This is a genomic window from Streptosporangium sp. NPDC006013, from assembly GCF_040614275.1.
Taxonomy (GTDB): Bacteria; Actinomycetota; Actinomycetes; order Streptosporangiales; family Streptosporangiaceae; genus Streptosporangium.
In genome coordinates, this window is record NZ_JBEXUE010000184.1 from 1 (window position 1) to 17,908 (window position 17,908).

General features: G+C 69.4%; 19 protein-coding genes. 16 read left to right on the forward strand and 3 right to left on the reverse strand.

All coding sequences use genetic code 11. The features are described 5' to 3' along the window. Window positions 1–92 precede the first annotated feature (92 nt). Entirely contained in the window at window positions 93–305 is a 213-nt protein-coding gene (locus ABZ260_RS25905; RefSeq protein WP_355622552.1) for a hypothetical protein, read from the reverse strand. 188 nt (window positions 306–493) lie between these two features. Here ABZ260_RS25905 and ABZ260_RS25910 point away from each other — a divergent pair, with 188 nt between their 5' ends. Then, window positions 494–973 (forward strand): TetR/AcrR family transcriptional regulator, encoded by a 480-nt coding sequence (locus ABZ260_RS25910; protein WP_355622599.1) that lies wholly within the window; start codon window positions 494–496, stop codon window positions 971–973. A 136-nt stretch (window positions 974–1,109) separates the two neighbouring features. Here the strand turns inward: ABZ260_RS25910 and ABZ260_RS25915 are convergent, their stop codons facing one another. After that, the gene (locus tag ABZ260_RS25915; protein ID WP_355622555.1) at window positions 1,110–1,478 is read right to left on the reverse strand and encodes a hypothetical protein; all 369 of its coding nucleotides are present in this window, start codon (window positions 1,476–1,478) and stop codon (window positions 1,110–1,112) included. 191 nt (window positions 1,479–1,669) lie between these two features. On the opposite strand from ABZ260_RS25915, the gene ABZ260_RS25920 reads away from it, so the two are divergent. The 3 genes from ABZ260_RS25920 to ABZ260_RS25930 are packed head-to-tail and all read left to right on the forward strand — an operon-like array spanning window position 1,670 to window position 3,565. Beyond that, window positions 1,670–2,245 (forward strand): biotin transporter BioY, encoded by a 576-nt coding sequence (locus ABZ260_RS25920; protein WP_355622558.1) that lies wholly within the window; start codon window positions 1,670–1,672, stop codon window positions 2,243–2,245. A 43-nt stretch (window positions 2,246–2,288) separates the two neighbouring features. Then, a complete protein-coding gene (locus tag ABZ260_RS25925) occupies window positions 2,289–2,963 on the forward strand; it encodes an ABC transporter ATP-binding protein (protein ID WP_355622561.1) in 675 nt (224 codons plus the stop codon). Beyond that, the gene (locus ABZ260_RS25930) at window positions 2,963–3,565 is read left to right on the forward strand and encodes an energy-coupling factor transporter transmembrane component T (protein ID WP_355622564.1); all 603 of its coding nucleotides are present in this window, start codon (window positions 2,963–2,965) and stop codon (window positions 3,563–3,565) included. Before ABZ260_RS25925 ends, ABZ260_RS25930 begins: the two co-directional genes overlap by 1 nt. 7 nt (window positions 3,566–3,572) lie before the next feature. Here ABZ260_RS25930 and ABZ260_RS25935 read toward each other — a convergent pair whose 3' ends face one another. After that, window positions 3,573–5,066, reverse strand: coding sequence for a PucR family transcriptional regulator ligand-binding domain-containing protein (locus tag ABZ260_RS25935; RefSeq protein ID WP_355622567.1), 1,494 nt, complete (start codon window positions 5,064–5,066; stop codon window positions 3,573–3,575). A 171-nt stretch (window positions 5,067–5,237) separates the two neighbouring features. Here ABZ260_RS25935 and torT point away from each other — a divergent pair, with 171 nt between their 5' ends. The 12 genes from torT (at window position 5,238) to ABZ260_RS25995 (ending at window position 17,521) form a co-directional block, all read left to right on the forward strand. Further along, window positions 5,238–6,362, forward strand: a complete 1,125-nt coding sequence (gene torT, locus ABZ260_RS25940; protein WP_355622570.1) for a TMAO reductase system periplasmic protein TorT — start codon at window positions 5,238–5,240, stop codon at window positions 6,360–6,362. A 58-nt stretch (window positions 6,363–6,420) separates the two neighbouring features. Further along, on the forward strand, window positions 6,421–7,950 hold the full coding sequence (locus tag ABZ260_RS25945) for a sugar ABC transporter ATP-binding protein (protein ID WP_355622573.1): 1,530 nt from the start codon (window positions 6,421–6,423) through the stop codon (window positions 7,948–7,950). After that, a complete protein-coding gene (locus tag ABZ260_RS25950; RefSeq protein WP_350927177.1) occupies window positions 7,947–8,984 on the forward strand; it encodes an ABC transporter permease in 1,038 nt (345 codons plus the stop codon). Before ABZ260_RS25945 ends, ABZ260_RS25950 begins: the two co-directional genes overlap by 4 nt. A gap of 2 nt (window positions 8,985–8,986) precedes the next feature. After that, a complete protein-coding gene (gene pxpA, locus ABZ260_RS25955) occupies window positions 8,987–9,718 on the forward strand; it encodes a 5-oxoprolinase subunit PxpA (RefSeq protein WP_355622603.1) in 732 nt (243 codons plus the stop codon). 10 nt (window positions 9,719–9,728) lie between these two features. Continuing rightward, window positions 9,729–9,974, forward strand: a complete 246-nt coding sequence (locus tag ABZ260_RS25960) for an acetyl-CoA carboxylase (protein ID WP_350960054.1) — start codon at window positions 9,729–9,731, stop codon at window positions 9,972–9,974. A gap of 5 nt (window positions 9,975–9,979) precedes the next feature. Next, complete coding sequence (locus ABZ260_RS25965; RefSeq protein WP_355622578.1) at window positions 9,980–11,341, forward strand: acetyl-CoA carboxylase biotin carboxylase subunit; 1,362 nt, start codon at window positions 9,980–9,982, stop codon at window positions 11,339–11,341. Window positions 11,342–11,352: 11 nt separating this feature from the next. Continuing rightward, on the forward strand, window positions 11,353–12,243 hold the full coding sequence (locus tag ABZ260_RS25970; RefSeq protein WP_355622581.1) for an allophanate hydrolase subunit 1: 891 nt from the start codon (window positions 11,353–11,355) through the stop codon (window positions 12,241–12,243). Next, window positions 12,233–13,207: a biotin-dependent carboxyltransferase family protein gene (locus ABZ260_RS25975; protein WP_355622584.1), complete on the forward strand. Its 975-nt coding sequence runs from the start codon at window positions 12,233–12,235 to the stop codon at window positions 13,205–13,207. The genes ABZ260_RS25970 and ABZ260_RS25975 overlap by 11 nt, the downstream gene beginning before the upstream one ends. Next, a complete protein-coding gene (locus ABZ260_RS25980; protein ID WP_355622587.1) occupies window positions 13,207–13,674 on the forward strand; it encodes a RidA family protein in 468 nt (155 codons plus the stop codon). Before ABZ260_RS25975 ends, ABZ260_RS25980 begins: the two co-directional genes overlap by 1 nt. Before the next feature lie 66 nt (window positions 13,675–13,740). Next, window positions 13,741–14,643 (forward strand): FAD binding domain-containing protein, encoded by a 903-nt coding sequence (locus ABZ260_RS25985; protein WP_355622590.1) that lies wholly within the window; start codon window positions 13,741–13,743, stop codon window positions 14,641–14,643. Beyond that, window positions 14,640–15,137, forward strand: a complete 498-nt coding sequence (locus tag ABZ260_RS25990; protein ID WP_355622593.1) for a (2Fe-2S)-binding protein — start codon at window positions 14,640–14,642, stop codon at window positions 15,135–15,137. Before ABZ260_RS25985 ends, ABZ260_RS25990 begins: the two co-directional genes overlap by 4 nt. Further along, window positions 15,134–17,521 (forward strand): xanthine dehydrogenase family protein molybdopterin-binding subunit, encoded by a 2,388-nt coding sequence (locus ABZ260_RS25995; RefSeq protein WP_355622596.1) that lies wholly within the window; start codon window positions 15,134–15,136, stop codon window positions 17,519–17,521. Before ABZ260_RS25990 ends, ABZ260_RS25995 begins: the two co-directional genes overlap by 4 nt. Window positions 17,522–17,908: the final 387 nt, after the last annotated feature.

Genomic DNA, 17,908 nt, shown 5'->3' on the forward strand with positions numbered 1-17,908 from the left:
TGTTCGGCGTGTGCGTGGAGTTCAGACGTGTGCACTCCCTTTCGGCTCCGCTCCCGGCCGCCGGCCGGCACGCGGGCGTGCCGGGAGCGGCGTCATGCGTAGAGGAACCAGAACCCGGACTGGGGGGTGCAGGTGTACGAGGTCCACCACCCCTCCTGGATGCCGAGGTTTCCGACCCGGTGGCAGTCCCAGTCGTAGTAGTAGACGTTTCTGAGTGTGGCGGCCTGCGCGGGCAGCACGCCGACGGACAGCACCAGGCCGGTGGCAAGGAAGGCCGAAACGAGTAAAGCTCGCATTCTGCGCATCAATTCTCCTGCGGCATGAACGAAGTGTGTTTCCGGAGAAACGCGCGGGGCGCTCGAATCGGGCTTCCCGGCACCGGAAGTATCACATCGGCGGCCGTCCGAAGGTAGGCGGCCACCGGCTCCGGCCTCCGACATGTGGATGACCTGGTCAAAGCTGTGAAAAGGCGTGCGCCGAGCGTGAAACGTTCATCCGGCGGGACTCGGGTGTGGCGCTGGGCACGCTCTACAGGTACTTCACCTCCAAGGAGCATCTCTTCGCGGCCGCGTTCCGGGAGTGGCAGGAAGGGCTCAAGCGCAAACTCGACAAGTCCGCCCCTGCTGGAGAAACGGAGCGCGAGCGCATCGGTGATGTGCTTCATCGCACGGTTCGCGCGTTTCAGCTGCAGCCCCAGTTCTATCGGGTTCTCATCGTGTTGGAGACGGCGTCCGACCCTTATGTCGCGGACATCTACCACTCGCTCGACGGGATCTTCGTCGACATCGTGAGATCCGGTTTCGCGAGCGAGGAGGCTCTGGACGAGGACCACCAGGCGATTTTCAGCGTCCTCACGGCCGTCCTCAACGGGGAGCTGCGCGCCTGGATCATGGGACGCCGGACCATCGACAACGTCTACAAGGCCATCGACGACGCGATTCGCCTGATCTACGAGTTTCCGGCGGGACGCTGAGGAATTCCGGACCGGAGAGGGCGGGCGTGGGATTCGGGGTAATGTAATCGCTCGTACGCCGACCGGTCGTTGAGCCGAGAATCCCCGGGGCATGGTTCACGACGAGACTTCCAGCGGGTCGTGAAACGCAATCGGCTCACCCTTCGGGAAGCGTCTGATCGCGTGCTCCCGGGTACGCCGCGCCATGGTCTGCCATCTCGAGATCGACGTTCGACGGACTGAGTGATCTGTACTTGTGCGTGGCGATCCGTATGGAGACACGGGCGCGGTCATGCCGGTTAAAGAGAAAACAAGGTGAAAGATCGGGGCGGGTCGCACCGCGCGATATGACGAGATGCGAGAGCGGATCGTCGATATCTTGGCGCGTCTGTTCGCGGCCAACGATTATGCCGATACCGGCTGCGCCGAAATAGGTGACGAGATCGACCTGGCCGGTGGCGTACCGTACCACCAGTGCACCACCACTGCACCACCACTGCGGTTCGAAGGACGTCAGGCCGGCCACCGGGCCGCGGGAGAGGCGAACATGACGCTGGACCGCATCACCGGGATCCTCCCGGGCGGCGTCGAGCCGGCCCCCGGTTCGGAGGCCGAGCCGAAGCGCGGCCGTGGGTTTCCCGCCACGGCGAACGGCTGAGGGGGCTCACCCCACCGGCCCTGGCGTTTCTGGGATGACCAGCGGATATCGTGTCTGATGTGTCAGAGTCCCGCTCCCCCCTGCCCGCTGTCGATCTTGCCCGTACGGTCGTCTTCGCCGCCTTCATCGCGGTGCTGGGGATCTTTCCCGGAATCTACGTCGGCGGTTCGAGCGTCCCCATCGTGATCCAGAACGCCGGGCCGTTGCTGGCCGGCAGCATCCTGGGCGCGCGCCGTGGCGCCGCGTCCGTCGCACTGTTCCTCGGGCTGGTCGCGATCGGCCTGCCGCTGCTCTCCGGCGGGCACGGTGGTATCGCCTCGTTCTTCGTGCCGAGCAGTGGATTCCTGATCGGCTGGGTCCTGTCGGCGCTGGTCGCAGGTCTGATCGTGTCGCGCGCCAAGCGCGTCGGGCTGCCGGTGCTGCTGCTGGCCAACGCGGCCGGGCTGGCCGCCGACTACCTGATCGGCATCCCGTTCCTCGGCGTGTACATCGGAGACCTGCCGGCGGCCGCGCTGCAGTCGCTGATCTTCGTGCCTGGTGATCTGCTCAAGGTGGTGGCCGCCTCGCTGATCGCCGCCGTGGTGCATCGCGCCCTGCCGGGCCTGTTGGCGAGACCGGCGACGCGGACCGGATGATGCTCGCGATCCCCCGCTCCCGGACGAGGCGGAAGACGGCTCCGTGATCGAGTTCGAGGATGTCGGGCACAACTACGGCGAACGGGTCGTGCTGTCCGAAGTGAACCTCCGCCTGTCCGAGCGGCGGGTGGCCTTCGTCGGCGCGAACGGTTCGGGAAAGTCCACCCTGGCCCGCATGATCAACGGCCTGGTGCTGCCGAGCACCGGCCGGGTGCTGGTCGACGGGCTGGACCCGAGCCGCAAGGGCCGTGAGGTACGGCGGCGCGTCGGCTTCGTCTTCACCAATCCGGACAGCCAGATCGTGATGCCGACCGCGGGCGAGGACGTCGCCTTCTCCCTGCGGCGCAGCGGGCTCTCCGCCGGGGAGCGTGCCGCGCGGGCGGCCGAGATCCTGGCCGAACACGGGCTCGGCGGCTACGCGGACCATCCCGCGCACCAGCTCTCCGGCGGCCAGAAGCAGCTGCTCGCGCTGTGCGGGATGCTCGTGCTCGACCCCGACGTGCTCGTCTGCGACGAGCCGACGACGCTGCTCGACCTGCGGAACAAGAGGCAGTTCTGCACCCTGCTCGCGGGGCTGAGGCAGCGGGTCGTGCTGGTTACCCATGACCTTGACCTGCTCGGCGACTTCGACCGGGTGATCGTGCTCGACGGGGGCCGCGTGGTGGCCGACGACGAGCCGGACCCCGCGCTGCGCCACTACCGGAAGCTCGTCGGCTGATGCTGGGCGGATGGTACGAGCCGGGATCGAGTCCGCTGCACCGGACACCGGCCGGCTGGAAGCTCCTCGCCCTGCTCGGGCTCGCGGCGGTGGTGTTCGTCCTGCGCTCTCCCGTGTGGCTCGGCGGGATCTGCGCCGTCATGGTCCTGGGGTACGCGCTGGCACGGGTCTCGCCCGGGCGCTGCCTGCGGGTCGCCCGCACGCTCGGGGTGCTGGTGGCGTTCATGTTCGCGCTGCAGTGGTGGCTGCTCGGCCTGGACGCGGCCGTGCTGGTGTGCCTGCGAATCGTGGCCGCGCTGACCGCGGCGAACCTGTTCACGATCACCACCAGGGTCGATGACGTGGTGTCCGCCGTCGAGCGCGGGCTGCGGCCGCTGCGGCGGTTCGGGGTGCGTCCGGACCGGATCGGCCTGCTCGTCGGGCTCACCCTGCAGTCGGTGGCCGCGCTGTCCAAGATCGCCGCTGAGGTGCGCGAGGCGGCGAAGGCCCGCGGGGCGCAGCGCTCGGTCATCGCGTTCGCGGTGCCGTTCCTGATCCGTACCCTGCGTCACGCCGACGAGCTGGGTGAGGCCCTCGCCGCGCGCGGCGAGGGCGACCGCTGAGCCGGCGTCAGCCGCCCGCCGGGTCGTACATCCGGTACGCCAGGTTGCAGATCAGCAGGGTGTCAAGGTGGTCCAGGTCGGCTTCGAGCAGCCTGCCGATCTGGGCGAGCCGGTATCGCAGGGTGTTGCGGTGCACGTGCAGAACCTGGGCCGTCGTGTGCTGTCTGGCATCCAGTCGCAGGTAGGTCCGCAGGGTGTGGAGCAGCTCGCCGTTGGTCTTGGCATCGTGATCGATCAGCGGCTGCAGGAACTCCCGCGCGGCATGCTGCCCGCCCCGGCCGGCGGCCGCGGCCACGATCGAGGTCAGGTCGAAGGCGCGGGCGCGGATCGGGCTCGACTGGTCCGGGGTGATCACGGCACGCGCGGACGCGAAGACCATGCGAACCTCCCCGGCGTCGTGTGCCGGTCCGGCCACGACGATCCGCCGGCTGGGCATCTCCCGCCGGAGAACCTCCAGGACCTTGCCCGTGGCGTCGGCGACGTCGCCCTGGGCGAGCAGCACCAGGGTCTCGCCGCTGCGCACCGAACGCACCATGGGCAGCACCTGCTCCACGGCCAGGCGCAGCCGGAGGGAGTAGCCGGCGGAGAACGCGGGATTCGGATGGGCGACCAGCACGACGAAGGGCACGTCGCTTTCGAACCCCGCCACCCGCAGCGCTCTGATCAGCGTTGTCGTGGGCGTGGTCCAGTCGGTCAGGCCGGCGAGCACCGCGGCCATCCGCGTCGCGCTCGACGGCTCCTCCTGCAACCTCCGCGTCAGGTCGATCGCGACCAGGGTCGCCGCCGAACCCATGGCCATCCGGACGATCTCCATGGCCTCGTCGGACCGGCCGACCAGAACGTGGTCGTGCGCGCCGGCCTGGTCGAGCGGTACCGCGAAGTAACCGGTCGTCCCGTTGGTGGCCAGCCCCTCCAGCACCAGGTCGGTCTGCCACTCCCAGTGCGAGGGCCAACTCGCCATCACCTTTCCGTCGATGTCGACGATGGCCGCCTCACCTTTGATCTCCTCGGCGATCTGTTTCAGCAGGGCCGCCAGGGGAGCCCCGTTGGAGATGAATCTCGCCAGCTCGGCGGCGAGATTGGAGGCCCGCCCCATGTCCTTGAACCGGTCGGCGATGATCGCGTCGGCGACGAACTCGCTGATCCGTACGAAGGGCACGTTGTAGGGGACGATCAGCAGCGGCAGGTCCACCGCCGTGGCGCACTCGACCAGCGCGCGCGGCACCTCCTGGTGCGTCAGACCGCAGCCGAAACCGAGGGCCGTGGCCCGCACCGCCTTGAGCCGCTGGGTGAAGGCCCGCCACCCTTCGTAGTCATCCGCGCCGATGAAGGCACCGGTGGTCAGCACCAGCTCGGCCCCGCGCAGGAAGGGGGTGGGGTCGACCAGTTCGGTGGACGCGACCCATCGAACGGTGCGTTGCAGCAGCTCAGGGCTACTGGGCGTGACCAGTGTCAGCTCCAGGACCGCTTCGGCGATGAGCTGGTCGAGCGTCAGGGCCATGGGGCGGATTCCTCTCTGTGGCGGAGCCTCACGCTGTGCAACTGCACAATACAAGCTCCGCAGCCTTGGCCCGCACGCACGTAGACGGTGAAACCGGCATCCCTGTTGACTGCTTGGCATCCCACCCCTGTACGCGAAGTTCCCGATGTGGAACGAATAAAGGGAGCATTCGTGCGGTTCAAGCATCCCGCCTTCCTGGCGACCTCCGCTGTGGCCATGCTGTCGCTTGCGGCCTGCGGCTCATCCACCCCCACCGGCGCGGCCGACGGCGCCACGGCCGCCTCGGCGGCCCCCGCCAAGAACTGGGCGCCGGCGAAGGTCGACGTGTGGGCCGACTTCTCCATGGACAGCGAGCGGACCAAGGCGGAGTACACGCCCGTGGGGAAGGCGGAGAAGGCCTGGAACATCTGCGTGTCGGTGCCCCACATGAAGGACGCCTACTGGCTGGGCCTCAACTACGGGGTGGCCGAGCAGGCGCGCGAAGCCGGCGTCAACATGACGATGGTGGAGGCGGGCGGCTACGAGAACCTCGACAAGCAGACCCAGCAGATCGAGGACTGCGCGCAGAGCGCCGACGCCCTGGTGATCGGCGCCATCTCCTACGACGGGCTCAACAGCACCGTGAACCGCCTGGCGGCGACCGGTAAGCCGATCATCGACGTCGTCAACGGCATGTCCAGCGACAAGATCACCGCCAAGTCGCTCGTCTCGTTCAACGACCTGGCCGCCATCACGGCCGACTGGCTCATCAAGGACTCCAAGGGAGAGCCGGTCAAGGTCGCCTGGTTCCCCGGGCCGAGCGGCGCCGGCTGGGCCGAGGCCGGCGAGGCGGGCTTCAAGAGCGCGCTCAAGGACAGCAAGGTGGAGATCGTCGACACCAAGTGGGGCGACACGGGCAAGGACGCCCAGACCCGGTTGATCGAGGACGTGCTCGCCGCCACCCCGGACATCGACTACATCATCGGCACCGCGGTGACCGCCGAGGCCGCCGGGCCGATCCTGCGGGACCGCGGCCTCAGCGACAAGATCAAGGTCGCCGGCTACTACTTCACCCCGGGTACCCACACCGGAATCCAGCGCGGCACCGTGCAGGGCGCGCCGAGCGACAGCACCGTGCTGCAGGGCCGGATCGCCATCGACCAGGCCGTCCGGGCGCTGGAGAAGAAGGAGTTCATGAAGCACGTCGGGCCGGAGCTCGTCATGGTCACCAAGGACACGCTCGGTGACTTCGACCTGACGACCACGCTGGCGCCCGAGGGATGGTCCCCGACGTTCCAGGTCAAGGCCGGCAGCTGACCCGTCGCGTCGGTTCCGGCCCAGCTGGAGCGTTCCACCATCAGAAAGATTGCCTCCTATGACCGAACCTGACCACGGAGCCGTGCTTCGGATCCGCGGGCTCACCAAGAAGTACCCGGGTGTGACCGCGCTGGACCAGGTGGATTTCGAGCTCCGCCGAGGTGAGGTGCACGTACTCTTCGGCGAGAACGGGGCCGGGAAGTCCACCCTCATCTCCGTCATCTCCGGAGCACAGCACCCCGATGGCGGGACCATCGAGGTCGGCGGGCGGACCGTCGAGTTCTCCGGCGTCGCGGCCGCACGCGAGCTGGGCATCAGCGCGGTGTTCCAGGAGTTCTCGCTGATGCCCACGATGACCGTGGCCGAGAACCTGGTGATGGGCTCCGAGCCCGGCCGGTACGGATTCGTCAACCGGCGCCAGAGCAGGAAGCTGGCGCAGGCGCGCCTGGACGAGTTCGATTTCCGCATCTCGCCGGATCGGCTGGTGGAGACGCTGAGCCGGGCCGAGCAGCAGATGGTCGAGATCGCCAAGGCGTTCCGGCCCGAGCTCAGCGTGCTCATCCTGGACGAGCCGACCGCCTCGCTGACCGAGGAGGAGTCGGAGCGGCTGTTCGCCCTCGTCGAGGAGGCGCGCGGCCGAGGGGTCGGCATCATCTACATCACGCACAGGATGGCCGAGATCCGGCGCCTCGCGGACCGGGTGACCGTGCTGCGGGACGGGCGGCTGATCACGACGGTTCCCGGTGGCACGCCGGACGACGAGCTGATCGGCCTGATGACGGGCCGGGTGGTGGAGGACCTCTACCCCGAACTGCCCGAACCCGGTACCGGCGTGGTGCTGGCCGCCCGCGGCATCACGACCTTCGACGGCGCGGTGCGCGACGCGAGCTTCGAGCTCCGCGCGGGGGAGATCGTGGGATTCGCCGGTCTCATGGGATCGGGCAAGTCCACCGCGGCCCGTGCCTGCTTCGGCCTGGAGCGGATCGACTCCGGGACGTTGACGATCGCCGGCAAGGATCTGACCGGCGCCGATCCCGCCCGTGTCATGAAGTCCGGCGTGGTGTACCTGCCCAGTGACAGGAAGACCGAGGGGCTGTTCCTCAACCGTCCGCTCCGCGAGACCGTCACGCTTCCCTGGCTGCGCCGGGCGCCGATGTCCAGCGGGCCGGTGCTGCGGCCGGGACGCGAGCGCGCGGCGGCCGGCGACATGCTGCGCCGGATGAAACTGAACCCGGCCGATCCTGAGCGCCCGGCCGACAGCTACTCCGGCGGCAACCAGCAGAAGGGCCTGCTGGGGCGGGCGCTCCTGGGGGACTGCGACACCTACATGCTGGACGAGCCGACGGTCGGGGTGGACGTCGGCGCCCGGGTGACGATCTACGACCAGATCGTCGAGCTCGCCCGGAAGGGCAACGCCGTGCTGGTCATCTCCTCGGAACTGCCGGAGATCCTTCATCTCTGTCACCGGGTGTACGTGTTCTCGCACGGAACGATCACCGCCGAGATACAGCGGGACGACCTCAGTGAGGAAACGGTCCTGCGCCACATGATGCATTGGGACGAACCAGCGACAAAGGAGATCGCATGACCCTCCCCGGTGAGGTCGGAGTGGCCCTACGACCTCGGAGATCTGTGATCTCGTACGCCGCCCGCACATTCGTCAAGATCGGTGTGCTGCCCATCCTCGTGGTCGTCGCGCTGATCGCCTTCTCCGCGATGTCGGACAACTTCCTGACCGTGGACAACATCCACTCGGCGCTGCGGCAGAACTCGTACATCATCATCGCCACTCTCGGCCAGTTCGCCGTGCTGCTGGTCGGCGGGTTCGACCTGTCGATCGGTGCCATCACCGCGCTGGTCTCGGTGACCACGGCGATGGCGATGACCGCCCAGTCGGAGACCTCCTCCCCCCTGACGGCTGTGCTCGTCGGTGTCGCCGCGGGCGTGCTGGTCGGCATGATCTGCGGGCTCGTCAACGGCCTGGGCGTGGCGAGCCTGAACATCAATCCCTTCATCATGACGCTGGCGACCGCCTCGGTGTTCTCCGGGCTCGCCCTGATGCTCACCTCGGGCGTGCCGGTCTCCGGCCTGCCCCAGGAGTTCAGTGACTGGCTGGGCTTCGGCAGCGTCCTCGGGATCGGCGTCTCCATCTGGCTCGCCGCACTGGCGGCCGGGCTCCTCTGGCTGTTTCTGACCCTGACCCGCCAGGGGCGCCACATCTACTCCGTCGGGTCGAGCCCGCGCGCGGCCAGGCTCTCCGGGGTCAGCGAGTTCCGCACCCTGATCCTGACGTACGTGCTGGCCGGAGGCCTGGCGGCGGTCGGGTCCGTGCTGCTCACCGCGCGCATCGAGACCGGAGAGGCGAACATCGGAGCCTCCCTTCCGCTGCAGACGATCGCCGCGGCCGTCATCGGCGGGGTCAGCCTCCGCGGCGGATCCGGCCGGGTGCTCGACGCGGTGCTGGGCGCGGTTTTCATTGGAATCGTCGCCAACGGCATGAATCTGGCGCAAATCAATTCCTACTATCAAATGATAGTCACCGGCATTGTGCTGGCTCTGGCGGTTGTCGCCGACCGTCTCCGTACTCGACTCGCCGCCGCGGTGTACGCAGGAAAGGTGTGATTATGAAGGTCACTCTGAATTCCGATATGGGGGAATCCTTCGGGATCCATTCCTTCGGAAACGACGGGGCGCTGCTCGCCCTGATCGACACGGCGAACGTGGCGTGCGGGTTCCACGCCGGAGACCCGAGCGGCATGCGCGAGACCGTCGCGGGCGCCGCCGCGGCGGGGGTCTCCGTGGGCGCGCACCCGGGACTGCCCGACCCGGTCGGCTTCGGGCGACGCGAGATGAAGTTGTACCCTGATGAGGTACGTGACATCGTTCAGTACCAGGTGGGAGCGCTGAAGGGCTTCCTCGACTCCGCGGGTGTACCTCTTGATCACATCAAGCCGCACGGCTCGCTGTACGGCATGGTCGCGCGGGACGAGGCACTGATGGACGCGGTGTGCGACGTCGCCGCGACGTATGAGGTGCCGGTCTTCGGAATGGCGGGCACCGCGCACGAGCGGGTTTGCCAGGCTCGGGGAATTCCATTTCTCGCCGAGTTCTACGTCGACCTCGAATACACGGCCGAAGGCGGTTTGATCATCGCCAGGCGGCCGCATGCCACACCTGTCGAGCGAGCGGTGGAGCGAATGACCGTTGCTCTCGAAGAGGGAGTCGCCATTGCCGTCACCGGCGAGCGGATCCCCATGAGATTCGACACGGTCTGCGTCCATTCGGACACGCCCAACGCGGTGGAAGTCGCCTCCGCCATCAGAAATGTCATCGATTCGACGAACTCGTCGTCCTGAAAGGCTTCTCATGTCTGAGCACGTTGTGCAGTCTCCGCTCCCCGGCGTCTTCTACACCCGGCCCGCGCCCGACCAGCCGCCCTTCGTCGAGGTGGGCAGTGTGGTCACCGCCGGGACGACCGTGGGCCTGGTCGAGGTCATGAAGCAGTTCGCCGAGATCAAGGCCGGGGAGAGCGGGACCGTGACGGCGATCCACGCGGAGAACGAGAGCATCATCGGCCCCGGGGACGGCGTCGTCACCATCGAGAAGGACTGATCCTGTTGCGTAAGTTGCTGGTCGCCAACCGCGGCGAAATCGCGGTGCGGATCATTCGGGCCGCCCGCGAACTCGGGATCAGCACGGTGGCGGTGTACAGCGAGGCCGACCAGGACGCCCTGCACGTCCGGCTGGCCGACGAGCGGGTGCTCATCGGCCCGCCCGCCGCCTCCCGCAGCTACCTGAACATGGACGCCGTCGTCACGGCGGCGGTCGATCTGGGCGCGGACGCGGTGCATCCCGGGTACGGATTCCTCTCCGAGCGGGCCGAGTTCGCCGACAAGGTGACCGGGGCCAAGCTCCTCTTCGTCGGACCGTCGGCGGAGACGATCCGGCTGATGGGGGACAAGGCACGGGCCAGATCCGCCGCCGAGGAGGCCGGAGTGCCGACGGTGCCGGGATCCGACGGGCCCGTCGACGGCCTGTCCGAGGCTCTGGCCGCGGCTACGAGGGCGGGATACCCGGTGGCGGTCAAGGCCGCCGCGGGCGGCGGTGGCCGCGGTATCCGTATCGTGGCCGACGCGACGGAGCTCGCCGAGGCGCTGCCGGTCGCCCAGGCCGAGGCCCAGGCGGCGTTCGGCAGCGGGCTGGTGTACATCGAGCGGTTCGTTCCCAACGCCAGGCACATCGAGGTCCAGGTGTTCGGTGACGGAGAGAACTTCGTCCACCTGGGGGAACGCGAGTGCTCGATGCAGCGTCGGCGGCAGAAGGTGCTGGAGGAGGCGGGAGCGCCGGGCCTGCCCGATCACGTGCGCACCGCCATGGCCGACGCCGCCGTCGCGCTCGCCAAGGTCTCGGGTTACTCCGGGGCCGGCACCGTCGAGTTCCTCTACGACTCCGCGAGCGAGGGGTTCTACTTCATCGAGATGAACACCCGGATCCAGGTGGAGCATCCGGTGACGGAGATGGTGACGGGCCGGGACCTGGTCCGCGAACAGCTCACGGTGGCCTCGGGCGACCCGCTGTCGTTCTGCCAGGCGGACGTCGAGTTCCGCGGCCACGCCATCGAGGTGCGGCTCAACGCGGAGAACCCGGACTTCGGGTTCATGCCCAGCCCCGGCGTGCTGTCGGCCATGCGGATGCCGGGCGGCCCGTTCGTCCGCATCGACTCGGGATTCGGGCCGGGCAGCGAGGTCAGCCCCTTCTACGACTCCCTGCTCGCCAAGATCATCGTTTGGGGGGACAGCCGCCGGGCGGCGATCGCCCGCATGGCCCGGACCCTGGACGAGGTCGAGATAGAAGGTGTCGTCACCACCGCGGGATTCCTGCGCGAGGTGATCGACATCGAGGAGTTCCGCGACGGCCGGTACCACACCACCTTCCTGGAGGACTGGATGGCCGGCACCAGGACCGGGGGCGGCAAGTGAAGGAGAACACCGTGTGCAGAGCAGGCGAGAGCCGCTACTCCTGGGGTGGCGACGAGCATCTGGTCGTCCAGTTCGCCGAGGCGATGAGCCTTGAGGTCAACTTCACGGCCATGGCGGTGGCGAAGGCGCTCACCGAGAACCGGCTGCCGGGGATCGTGGACATCTGCCCGGCGAACGCGTCCCTGCTGATCAGGTTCGACCCCGACGTCGTGCCGCCCGCCACGGTCGAGGCGGCGGTCAGGGCGGCCGAGGAGCAGGTCGCGGGCTCACCCTCGCGGAGCATCGAGACCAGGATCTTCGAGGTCCCCGTCTGGTACGACGACCCGTTCACCAACGAGACGGGGGCCAGGTTCCGCGACCGGCACCAGCGGCCCGAGGGCAACGACCTGGAGTTCGCGGCCGTCGAGAACGACATGGACTCCGTGCAGGCGTTCATCGACGCCCATTCGGGCTCGCCGTGGATCACCTCGATGGTCGGCTTCGTGGCCGGACTGCCGTTCATGTTCCAGATGGTTCCCCGGGAACGCCAGCTCGAGCTGCCCAAGTATCTGAGGCCGCGCACCGACACGCCCGCCCTCACCATCGGACACGGCGGATGCTTCGCCTGCATCTACTCGGTCCGCGGAGCCGGCGGGTACCAGATGTTCGGCGTCACCCCCGTGCCGATCTTCGACCCGGAGCAGAGGCTCGCCGACTTCAGCGACTTCATGGTGTTCTTCCGTCCCGGCGACATCGTCAAGTTCCGCGGTATCGACAGTGCCGAATACGACAACATCCGAGCGCAGGTCGAGGCCGGCACCTACCGCTACCGCCAGCGCCCGATCACCTTCGACCTCGATCGATTCCTCGCCGACCCCGACGGCTACAACACCGAACTTCTGGGAGCTCTCTATGCCGGTTGAGATTCTGGAGCCCGGGCTGGCCTCAAGCATCCAGGACCGCGGCCGGCCCGGCTACTACAGCGTGGGCATCCCGCCGTCCGGCGCCGCCGATCTGCGCGCCGCGGCCGCGGCCAACCTGCTCGTCGGCAACACCCCGGACGCGGCGGTCATCGAGTCGCCCTACATGGGGCCCGCCCTGCGGTTCGACGAGCCGACGGTGGTGGCCGTCACCGGCGCGACCATGCCGGTGCTGCTCAACGGAGCACCGGTCCCGCAGTGGGAGTCCTTCGCGGTCGCGGCCGGAGACCGGCTGACCTTCGGTTTCCTGCAGGCGGGCGCGCGTGTCTACATCGCCGTCGCCGGTGGGTTCGACGTTCCCGTGGTGCTGGGCAGCCGGTCGACCTACGCGCTGGGCGGATTCGGCGGCTTCGAGGGCCGGAACCTGAGGAAGGGCGACCTGGTCCCGATCGGCGGGGCCGAAGGAACCCCAGGCAGGGTCGTGCCCGAGGAGCTCAGGCCCGTCCACAGCCGTGACGTCGAGCTACGGGTGGTCATGGGGCTGTACGACTACCGGCTGACCGACGCCGGCCGCAGTTGCCTGCTGGAGTCGGAGTGGTCGCTGACCCCGGTCGCGGACCGCACCGGTTTCCGATACTCCGGTCCGGTGCTGGAATGGGAGCAGCGGGTTCAGCCGTTCGGCGCGGGGTCCGACCCCTCCAACATCGTCGACGCCGGATATCCGATCGGTTCCATCCAGGTGCCGGGCGGCGTGGAGCCGATCATCCTGCATCGCGACGCGGTCTCCGGCGGCGGCTACGCCATGCTGGCCACCGTGATCAGCACCGATCTCAACCTGGTCGCCCAGTGCTCTCCGGGGACGCGAACCCGCTTCGTGGCGGTGACCCTGGAGGAGGCGCTGCGGGCGCGTGCCGCCGCGGCGGACTGGGAGTCGCGGGTGCGCCAGGCTCTGGGCGCGGCCGCCTGATGCGACCCCAGACCGCTTCGGAACGGCTGGCGGCACTGGGACTGGTGCTGCCCGACGTCCCCGCGCCGGCCGGTGCGTACGTCGCGGCGGTCCGGTACGGCGACATCGTGATCACAACGGGCCAGCTGCCCTTCGTCGACGGCCGCCTGCCGCTGACGGGGCTGGTCGGCGTCGACCTCGACATCGCCGCGGCGGCCGGTGCGGCACGTCAGGCCGGGCTGAACGCGATCGCCGCCGCGGCCGGAGTTCTCGGCGGTGTCGACGACATCGTCCGCGTTCTCAGCGTGACCGGGCACATCGCCGGTGGCCCGGACTTCGTCGAACATCCGGCCGTGCTCGACGGCGCGAGCAAGCTCATGGTGGAGATCTTCGGGGAAGCCGGCCGGCACGTCCGTACCAATGTGGGAGCCCCGCGGCTACCGCTGAACAGTCCGGTGGAGGTCGGCATCGTGGTCGCCGCCCGCTGAGCCGGGCCGTGGCCCGCGGCCGGACCCCGGCCGCGGGCCCTTGGACAAGGAGTTCCGTTGACAGCTTTGACGACAGCTTCGGCAACACCGGCGTTGTACCGGCCGGCCTCGCTCGACGACGCCATCGAGCGGCTGGCGACCTCCGACCTGGACGCCGTGCCGATCGCCGGCGCCACCTGGGTCATGCGGAGTCCCGCCCGTGGCGAGCCGTTCCGCGGCGAGTACGTGTCACTGGCCCGGATCGAGGAACTGGGACGGATCGACGACGACGGTACGAATCTCACGATCGGCGCGGCCGTCACCCATGCCCGGCTGGCCGAAGCGCTGGCCGGCCACCCCGGGCTGGACGTCCTCCGGCAGGCCGCGGCGAAGTCGGCCAACCCGTCCGTCAGGCGTCAGGCCACGGTCGGCGGCAACCTCTGCACCACCGGCTTCGCCGCGGCGGATCTGGTACCCGCGCTGCTGAGCCTGTCGGTCGTCGCCATCGTGAGGGGTCCGGCCGGTGAGACCAGGATGCCGCTCAGCCGGTTCCTCGCCACGCGGGGCGCGGCACTTCCCGCGACGGTGCTGTCGCACGTGTCCGTGCCGCTGGCTCCCGTCGTGTCCGCGCACGCTCGCCTGACCATGCGGCGGGCGGGGGACTACCCGGTCGTCATCGTCAGTGCCACGGCCGCGGTGGACGACGCGGGGGTGGTGGAGTCGGCCACCGTCGCGGTGGGTTCGGTCGAACCCGTGGCCCGCCTGTGGCCGGAGATGGCGGCCGCGCTGGTCGGCCGGCGACTCGACGCGGACGCGGCGGTGCTCGCCGCCCGCGAGCTCGCCGGATCCTTCCAGGCGCGGGAGTCGGTGGAGGTGGACGGCTGGTACCGGTCGCAGGTGCTGCCGGCGGTCGTGGGCCGGGCCGTACGCGCGCTGGAACGGTCCGGTCGCGCCGGACGGGAAGACCGCGGAGAGGCGGGCAGGGCATGAGCACCGAGTTGACGGTCAATGGCGAAGTGAGGCGGGTGCACGCCGGCCCGATGACCCCGCTGGCCAGGGTGCTCCGCGAGGAGTTGCACCTGAGCGGCACGAAGATGGCGTGTGGCGAAGGGTTCTGCGGATCGTGCACGGTGTTCGTGGACGACGACGCGGTGGCGTCCTGCCTGGTTCCGGTGGGACACGCGGAGGGCAGGTCGGTCCGGACCGTGGAGTCCCTCGCGGACCCGGCCGGCGCGCTCTCCCCCCTTCAGCAGGCGATGAAGGACGCCGACGCGGTGCAGTGCGGGATGTGCTTTCCCGGGGTGCTGATATCGCTGAGCGCGCTGCTGGAGTCGGATCCGGACCCCGACCGGGACGACGTACGGGAGGCCCTGGTCGGCAACATCTGCAGGTGCACCGGATACGAGCGCATCGTGGACGCCGCGCTCGCGGCGGCACAGGCGGCCGCGGGACAGGGGCGACAGGCGGAGGGGAACGGATCGTGAGCCAGGTCATCGGAGCCAACCTGCCCCGTCGCGACGCCGAGGACAAGCTGCGCGGCCGGACGATGTTCACGGTGGACGCCGCCGCGGGAGGGCTCCTGCACGCGGCACTGCGCCGGTCGGACGTGGCCGCGGGCCGCATCGTCTCGGTCGACCTGGAGCCCGCCCGGCGCATGCCCGGAGTGCGGGCCGTCGTGTCGGCCGCCGACGCCCCCGGCCGGTACGGGATCACCATCGCCGACCACCCCCTGTTCGCCGTCGACGAGATCCGTTACCTGGGCGAGCCCATCGCGGCGGTCGCGGCGGAGACCCTGGAGCAGGCCCGCGCGGCCGCCGCGGCCATCGTGGTCGAGGTCGAGGAGTTCACCCCCCTGATCACCATGGCCCAGGCGCTGGCCGGCGACGCCCGCGACCTCCATCCGGGCTGGGAAGACTACGACGTGCTCATCGAGGGCGGCCGGCGGGCACGGAACATCGGCTGGGAGGCCACGGTGGTGCGCGGGGACACCGACGCGGTGTTCGCCCGGAGCGACGTCAGGATCATCGAGACGGAGTTCGTCGCGGGCAGGCAGAACCAGACGCCGCTGGAACCGCGCGCCTGCGTGGCCGGCTATGAGAACGGGCGATTCGTCCTTCAGACGTCCACCCAGGTCCCCTGGGCGGTCCGCAACTCCACGGCACGCCTCCTCGGGGTGCGGGAGTCCGACGTCCGGGTGGTGGTTCCGCCGGTCGGCGGTGGATTCGGGATGAAGTTCGAGGTGAGCATCGAGCCGTTCGCCGCCCTGCTGGCCCGCGCCTCGGGCCGTTCCGTCAAGCTGGTCAACAGCCGGCAGGAGGAGATGCAGACGGCGCTCTGCCGGGAGAACGCGGAGATCCGGATCCGGTCCGCCGTGTCGGAGTCGGGCGAGATCCTCGCCCGGGAGGCGGTGGTCCTGATGGACTGCGGCGCCTACGGCGGTGAACAGCCGTTCCTGACCAGCATGACGGCTCACACGCTGGGCGGGAACTACCGCCTGGGAGCCGTGCGGCTGGTAAGCCGCGCGGTCTACACCAACTCGCCGCCCAACGGGGCGTTCCGCGCCTGCAACGGCACGTACTGCACCGCGGCCCTTGAGCGGCACACCGACGAGATCTGCGCGGCGCTCGGCATGGACAGGGTGGAGTTCCGGCGGCGTAACGTCCTCGGCGACGGCGACATCGGGTCCACCGGACAGGTGTTCGAGGGCGATGTGCTCGCTCCCATGCTCGATCGGATGATCTCGTTGCGGGACTCGGGCGAGCCCGTGAGGCAGGCCGACGACGGACGTCTGTACGGCACCGCGACGACGGTCGGCACCTGGTTCATCTTCGTGGGGCCCTCCGCGGCGACGGTGAACCTCAACCCGGACGGCGGCGTCACCCTGGTCACCGCCGGGGTCGAGATCGGTTCGGGATCGACCGTGCAGGCGATCCCGCAGATCGTCGCCGATTCGCTGGGCCTGCGGGTGGAGGACGTCACGGTCCGGGCCGCGGACACCGACGCGGCCGGATACGACGGCGGCGTGGGCGGCGGCAGGACCACCGTCTCGCTGGGGGCGGCCGGTGTCGCCGCCTGCGACGAGGTGCGCAGGAAGGTCTTCGAGGTCGCGGCGGAGATGCTCGAGACGTCTCCCGGCGATCTGAGTCTCGCCGACGGCCACGTCGTCGTGAACGGGGTGCCGTCGGCGCGGATCACCCTCAGAGAGGTCGCCGAACACGCGCAGCAGGTGTCGGGACCGATCTCCGGCTCCGGCTCGTTCACCGGCACCGGCGTGCAGCCCATGTCCGGCTGCGCGGCCGGACACCTGATCGGGGCACTGGACCTGCCGGTCTTCGCCGTGCACGAGTGCGACGTGGCGGTGGATCCGGACACCGGCCACGTGGAGGTGCTGGCCTACCGCGTCGTGCAGGACGTCGGCCGGGCGATCAACCCCAGGGCCATCCTGGGCCAGGTGCAGGGCGGTGTGGTCCAGGGACTGGGCTACGCGCTGCACGAGGAGATCACCATCGACCCTCGGGGGAAGGTGCGGCAGACGGGTTTCGAGACCTACCGCGTGCCCCTGTCCGGCGATGTCGTCCCGGTCCGGCTCGATCTCTACGAGGGGGCTCCGTCCATCGGGCCCCTGGGCGTCAAGGGCGCGGGTGAGGTGCCGATCCTGAACGTGGCCGCCGTGGTCTCCTGCGCGGTGGCGGACGCCATCGGCAAGTCCGTGTCGCAGATCCCGCTGACCCCGCAGCGGGTTCTCGGGCTCATCCTGGAGCGGGACGGCGAATCCGTGGATCTCCGGCACGTACCGCAGGGCTGGCGGGAGAACGTGATCGCCGACCCGGACGAACTGATGGCCGCGGCCGGTGTGGGACGCCCCTGATCGCCCGTCCGGACGACTCCGGTCCAGGCTCCCCCCGTTGGAGCCGGGACCGGGGCGCTCAGCCGGTCACCAGGTGCTCGGCCTCGTGGTGCAGTACCTCGACCAGGATCAGCTCCAGACGGAGGTCCTGGTCCGCGACCATCTCGGATGGTGTCATCGAATAACCTCCAGCCTCGCTGGTGGGGACGCTTCGCGCACCGTAACCGAGCTGGGCGCGGCTCCATGTGAAACATCAGTGGCGGTGGTCGTCGGTCGTGGATCAGCACCTCCGCTGCCAGGCATCCGCTCTTCTCGACCAGCGAGGCGGCCACCACCAGGTGGTCGGGGATCGCGCCGGGGAAGTCCCTGGAGGTGGCGACGGCCGTGGAACCCGGCAGCCCCAGGGCG